Annotated in this window: 8 protein-coding genes and 1 pseudogene; 1 reads left to right on the top strand and 8 read right to left on the bottom strand. The window is 70.3% G+C overall.

The genetic code is table 11. The features are described 5' to 3' along the window. Nucleotides 1-88 precede the first annotated feature (88 nt). From AC2W7C_RS13270 to AC2W7C_RS13235, 8 genes and pseudogenes are all read right to left on the bottom strand, one after another. Nucleotides 89-541: a hypothetical protein gene (locus AC2W7C_RS13270; protein ID WP_486001863.1), complete on the bottom strand. Its 453-nt coding sequence runs from the start codon at nucleotides 539-541 to the stop codon at nucleotides 89-91. After that, nucleotides 538-858, bottom strand: coding sequence for a YbjQ family protein (locus AC2W7C_RS13265; RefSeq protein WP_486001862.1), 321 nt, complete (start codon nucleotides 856-858; stop codon nucleotides 538-540). The genes AC2W7C_RS13270 and AC2W7C_RS13265 overlap by 4 nt, the downstream gene beginning before the upstream one ends. 15 nt (nucleotides 859-873) lie before the next feature. Then, complete coding sequence (locus AC2W7C_RS13260) at nucleotides 874-1,248, bottom strand: hypothetical protein (protein WP_486001861.1); 375 nt, start codon at nucleotides 1,246-1,248, stop codon at nucleotides 874-876. 38 nt (nucleotides 1,249-1,286) lie between these two features. Beyond that, nucleotides 1,287-1,814, bottom strand: a complete 528-nt coding sequence (locus AC2W7C_RS13255; RefSeq protein ID WP_486001860.1) for a dihydrofolate reductase — start codon at nucleotides 1,812-1,814, stop codon at nucleotides 1,287-1,289. A 59-nt stretch (nucleotides 1,815-1,873) separates the two neighbouring features. Further along, nucleotides 1,874-2,545 carry an aquaporin gene (locus AC2W7C_RS13250; RefSeq protein ID WP_486001859.1) on the bottom strand — a complete coding sequence of 224 codons (672 nt, stop codon included), beginning with the start codon at nucleotides 2,543-2,545 and terminating at the stop codon, nucleotides 1,874-1,876. Between the two features lie 109 nt (nucleotides 2,546-2,654). Beyond that, entirely contained in the window at nucleotides 2,655-2,951 is a 297-nt protein-coding gene (locus AC2W7C_RS13245) for a phosphoribosyl-ATP pyrophosphohydrolase (protein ID WP_486001858.1), read from the bottom strand. A 190-nt stretch (nucleotides 2,952-3,141) separates the two neighbouring features. Next, nucleotides 3,142-3,999 (bottom strand): thymidylate synthase, encoded by an 858-nt coding sequence (locus AC2W7C_RS13240; RefSeq protein WP_486001857.1) that lies wholly within the window; start codon nucleotides 3,997-3,999, stop codon nucleotides 3,142-3,144. A 289-nt stretch (nucleotides 4,000-4,288) separates the two neighbouring features. Beyond that, a pseudogene (locus tag AC2W7C_RS13235) lies at nucleotides 4,289-4,681 on the bottom strand (amidase family protein); the annotation flags it as partial. A gap of 83 nt (nucleotides 4,682-4,764) precedes the next feature. On the opposite strand from AC2W7C_RS13235, the gene AC2W7C_RS13230 reads away from it, so the two are divergent. Continuing rightward, nucleotides 4,765-5,058 (top strand): hypothetical protein (locus AC2W7C_RS13230; RefSeq protein ID WP_486001856.1); only part of this gene is annotated, 294 nt, incomplete at its 3' end.

Genomic DNA, 5,058 nt, shown 5'->3' with positions numbered 1-5,058 from the left:
GGCCGCCCGGCGGTCGTCGCCGATCCCGAGGCGAGATTGCCCGGCGCTTCGCTGGTTTCGCCATAGGGCTGGTGGAGAGACTGAGCCTCTAGACCTTGAGCGTCCAGCGTCCCGTCCGCGCGGCTTCGATCAGGTCGGCGACGCGGATCGGCTCAAGACAGGGCTGGGGCAGCGGCCAGCCCCGTAGAACGATCAGCCAGAACAGTCCGGCGCCCAGGCCGAGTGGAACCGCGACCCACTTCGAAGCCCCGAGAGCGGCGGCCGCGATGGTGGCGGCGCCTCCGATGAACACGAGGCCCAGGCCGATCGACAGCGGCCAGCCCTCGGGCCCGAAATGGCGGCTCCATCGCGCGTGCAGCACGGAGAGGTCGACCGGGAAGGCCGCGCCGAAGGCATTGAACAGCTCCACGGCGTCGTCGCCGTCCACGCCCAGGTCTTCCAGCAGCCGGTCGTTCACGCGGATCTTTTCGGCCGGGCGGTCGGCCATCCGCGCCACCAGCGCGATCACTTCCCCCTCGACCGTGCGGGGCGCGTCGATCACGCCGGCTCGATCACCACGCCGGTGCCGTAGGCCAGCACCTCGGTGACGCCTTCCATGATCTCGTTGGCCTCGTAGCGCATGGCGATCACCGCGTTGGCTCCGGCCTCGTTCGCGTGGGCCACCAACTCCTCGTACGCTTCGGCCCGCGACGCTTCGGCCAGCTTCACATAGGCGCCCACGCGGCCGCCCAGCATGGACTGCAGCCCGCCGATCGCGTCCGAGACCAGGTTGCGCGACCGCACCGTGATCCCCCGCACCAGGCCGATGGTCTTGACGATCCGGTGGCCGGGCACGTCGTTGGTGGTCACGATCAGCATGGGGCGTCTCCAGGGTCAGGGTTGCAGGATATCGTAGCCCCTGCGCACCAGTTCGCCATCGGTCAGAAACGCGCGCCCCTTCCGGGACCGCGTCAGCTGGTCCTGCGGAAAGCCCGGCCACGGTCCTGGCGGGGGATTATAGAAGAACGAGACGCAGGGCACCGCCAGGGTGACACGCTGGCCGACCCGGTATTCCGTTCCCCGCTCCACCGCCGAGACCCGCCCCCGCACCGTGCAGTTCCCGCGCGGCTGGAACCCGATCCCCCGGGCGCGAACCTCCTCCAGCACGATCACCGAGGTCGCCTCCGCACGCGCCTGCTCATAGGCGTGCGGCGGCAGTTCCAGGGCCCCGGTCGTCATGAGGGCGGTCAGCGTCAGGGCGGCGATCATCGTCGAACTCCTTGTCCGACGCCCATCATCTCATGCGGTCAGCGGCGATCCAGCACACGAAAGATGACGGCGTGGTCGTCCTTCTCGCCCGCCGGATGCGCCTCGGCCGACACCTCGGTCCAGGCCGCCGCGTCGAACGCCGGAAACACCGCGTCGCCCTCGGGCGCGGCGTCCACCTCGGTGATGTACAGCCGTCTGGCCCGGGGCAGGGCGGCCTCGAACAGGGCGGTGCCGCCGATCACGCAGATCTCGTCGACGCCGTCGTCCTCGGCCTGCTCGCGGGCGATCTCGATCGCCTCGTCCAGCGTCCGGCAGACCAGCGCCCCCTTGGCCTCTCCGGCCTCGCCCCAGCCCTCGTCGCGGGTCAGCACGACGTTCAGCCGGCCGGGCAGGGGCCGCAGCGGCAGGCTCTCCCAGGTCTTGCGGCCCATCAGGCAGGGCTTGCCGATGGTGATCGCCTTGAACCGCTGCAGGTCCGAGCGCAGCCGCCAGGGCAGGTCGCCGTCGCGCCCGATCACGCCGTTCCGACCGCGGGCCACGACCAGGGCGATATGGGGCAGGGGCACTGGGAACCTCGAACGGAAACGGGCGGCGGCCCGCTCGGCCGCCGCCCGTTCTTACGCCATCAGGCCTCGGGTTCCAGCACCTTGAAGCGGAACAGCAGCGCCCCGATCACCGCTCCGATCGCCGGAGCGACAAAGAAGGCCCAGACCTGGCTCAGCGCCTCGCCGCCCTGCAGCACCGCCGGGCCGAAGCTGCGCGCCGGATTGACCGACACGCCGGTCACCTGGATGCCGACGATGTGGATGACGGCCAGGGTCAGGCCGATCGCCAGGCCGGCGAAGGCACCGTGGCCCTTCTCGCCGGTGACGCCCAGGATCACGATCACGAAGATCGCCGTCGCCACGATCTCGAAGATCAGCGCCGCATGCAGGCCGTAACCGCCCGGCGACCCGGCATCGAAACCGTTGGCCCCCAGGCTGGCGAATCCGGTCTTGGCGATCAGGCCGATGATCGCGGCGCCCGCGATCGCGCCCAGGAACTGGGCGATCCAGTAGACGACCATGTCCTTGGCCGACATCCGTCCTGCCACGAAGGTCGCCAGGCTGACCGCCGGGTTCACATGGCATCCCGACACCGGCCCGATGCCATAGGCCATGGCCACGATCGCCAGGCCGAACGCCAGGGCGATCCCCAGCTGCCCCACATGGTCGAACCCGCCCAGGACGGCGGCCCCGCACCCGAACAGCACCAGCACCAGCGTGCCGACGAACTCGGCCGAAAACGTCTTCACCATCGCAACCTCCCCGTTGCTACGGCCCCGCCTGTCGCGGAGTCGCCGGAGGGTGCGCCGAGTCCGGGCGCGACGCTAGGTTGCGGAAACAGTGGTTTACGATTGAGGCGCGCTACGCCTTCTTCAGCCAGTGCAGCCACTTGCGCCGCATCGCCTTCTCCAGGTCGATCCCGGCCCGATCGCAATAGACCAGCAGCATGCCCAGCACGTCCGCCGCCTCGTCGCCCAGCTTGCCGGCGTCGGCCTGGCCCCGCGCGCGGCCGCTCATCCGCAGGTGCTCGGCGGTCAGCTCGCCCAGCTCCTCCTGCACCTTCAGCAACGCCCAGTCCGCGGACCGCTCGATACCGTGCTCACGGGCGTAGATGTCGGAGATGCGCAGGACGTCGGCGGAGAGGTCGGAGAGATTCATGCGCCTTCCTCTACACTTTCGTCATTCCGGACGCAGCCTCGCTTGCGAGGCGGAGATCTGGAACCCAGCGGCGCCGAAGCGCAGCGAAGGCGATGGATCAGCAAGCTGCGCGCGTGACAGTTTCGCGCTATCGCGCGCCGCTGGGTTCCGGGTCTCCGCTGCGCTTCGCCCGGAATGACGAAAGAGGAGCCTAGACCGCGACCGGCGCCTTGATGTGCGGCCAGGGCGCGTACCCATCCAGCACGAAGTCCTCCAGCCGATAGGCGAACAGGTCGCCCCTGGGCGCGATCGTCATCGTCGGCAGGGGCAGGGGCTCGCGGCTCAGCTGCAGCTCGGCCTGCTCGACGTGGTTCAGGTACAGGTGCGCGTCGCCGAAGGTGTGCACGAACTCGCCCGGCTCCAGCCCGCACACCTGGGCGACCATCATCGTCAGCAGGGCGTAGGAGGCGATGTTGAACGGCACGCCCAGGAAGACGTCCGCGGATCTCTGGTACAGCTGGCAGCTCAGCTTGCCGTTGGCCACGAAGAACTGGAACAGGCAGTGGCAGGGCGGCAGGGCCATGTCGTCCACGTCCGCCGGGTTCCAGGCCGACACGATGTGCCGCCGCCCGTTCGGATTGGTCTTCAGCCCGTGGATCAGCTTCTCGATCTGGTCGATCACGCGACCATCGGGCGCCGCCCACGACCGCCACTGCTTGCCGTAGACCGGCCCCAGCTCGCCCTCGGCGTCGGCCCATTCGTCCCAGATCGAGACCCCGTTGTCCTTCAGCCAGCCGATGTTGGTCTCGCCGCGCAGGAACCACAGCAGCTCCACGATGATCGAGCGCAGGTGCAGCTTCTTGGTGGTCAGGACCGGGAAGCCCCTGGACAGGTCGAACCGCATCTGGCGGCCGAACACCCCCAGCGTCCCCGTGCCCGTCCGGTCGTCGCGCCGCGCGCCGGTCTCCAGGATGTCGCGCAGCAGGTTCAGGTACTGCCATTCCGGATGGTCGGCCGGAACCGCCCCGGTGCGGGCCTGGATCTCTGCGGCGAGGAACTGGGCGGTCATGGGGGCACAGTGTCTCCGATTCGGTCTCAAGGGCAGACGGCCGATTCGGTTGCTCACAGGAACGTGGTCGCCATGGCCGCCGCTCACCTCTCCATTCGCCCCGAAGCGAATGGAGAGGACAGGTCGGCGCGAACGCGGCGACCAGGCGAGGGCGACGCCGGCGGATCAGGCCGCGCGCGCCCCTAGTACCCGAACCGGTCCCCCCGGCAGCGGCGGCGTCGCCGCCCGGCTGGCGCAGGCCGTTTCGCCCGCCAGCTCGAAGGCGAAGCCGTAGCCCCAGAAGCTTTTGTTCGCTGTACGCCGGCCCCAGCAGCGAGATCCCGAACGGCAGGCCGTCGGGCGTCAGGCCGGCCGGGACCGTCAGCTCCGGCCACCCGGCCAGGCTGGCCAGCACGGGCCCGAAATTCCCGAACAGGCCCCGACCGTTGCGTTTGGGCGGCTCGCCGATCCGATTGATGGGCGTCGTCTGGGTCGGATAGACGATCGCGTCCAGGCCATAGCGGTCCAGCACTGACTGCAGCGAGGCCCGGACCAGGGCGCGGCCCTCGTCCCGGCCGGCCCGGTATTGCGGGTCGCTCAGGGGGGCGGCCCCGGGCCTCCCCAGCGGTACGCCGTCCAGCCGGCCCGGATTGGGCGTGACCCCCTCTCGCCCCCGGGGGCGGCGGGCCAGCGCCTCGCTCATGGCCAGGATCTCGGCGTGGCTGTGCGGGCGCGCGTCCCGGGAAGGAGGCCTCCAGATAGGCGTTCAGGCTCGGCGCCGACTCGGTGCGGACCAGCACCGCCTGCAGGTCGCCGCTCAGCGGGATCAGCCAGTCCGGCAACGCGACCTCGACCACCGTCGCCCCCGCCGCCTTCAGCACCTCGATCGCCGCCAGCATCGCCGCGTCGATCTCGGGATCGTCGCCCGAGAAGGCGCCCCTGGGAAAGCCGATCCGCGCGCCCCCGAGCGCCTCCGGGGTCAGGCCGCGCATGAAAGTCCGCCGGATAGGGGCCGTCCCGGTCCCGCGCCTCCGGCCGGCGAACGTCCGCGTCCTGCAAACAGGCTCAGCGCCAGGGCCG

Source organism: Brevundimonas sp. CURTG3B2_SDJG, assembly GCF_057364705.1.
The sequence above is the reverse complement of the archived record's forward strand: the minus strand, read 5'-3'. Positions and strand labels throughout refer to the sequence as shown.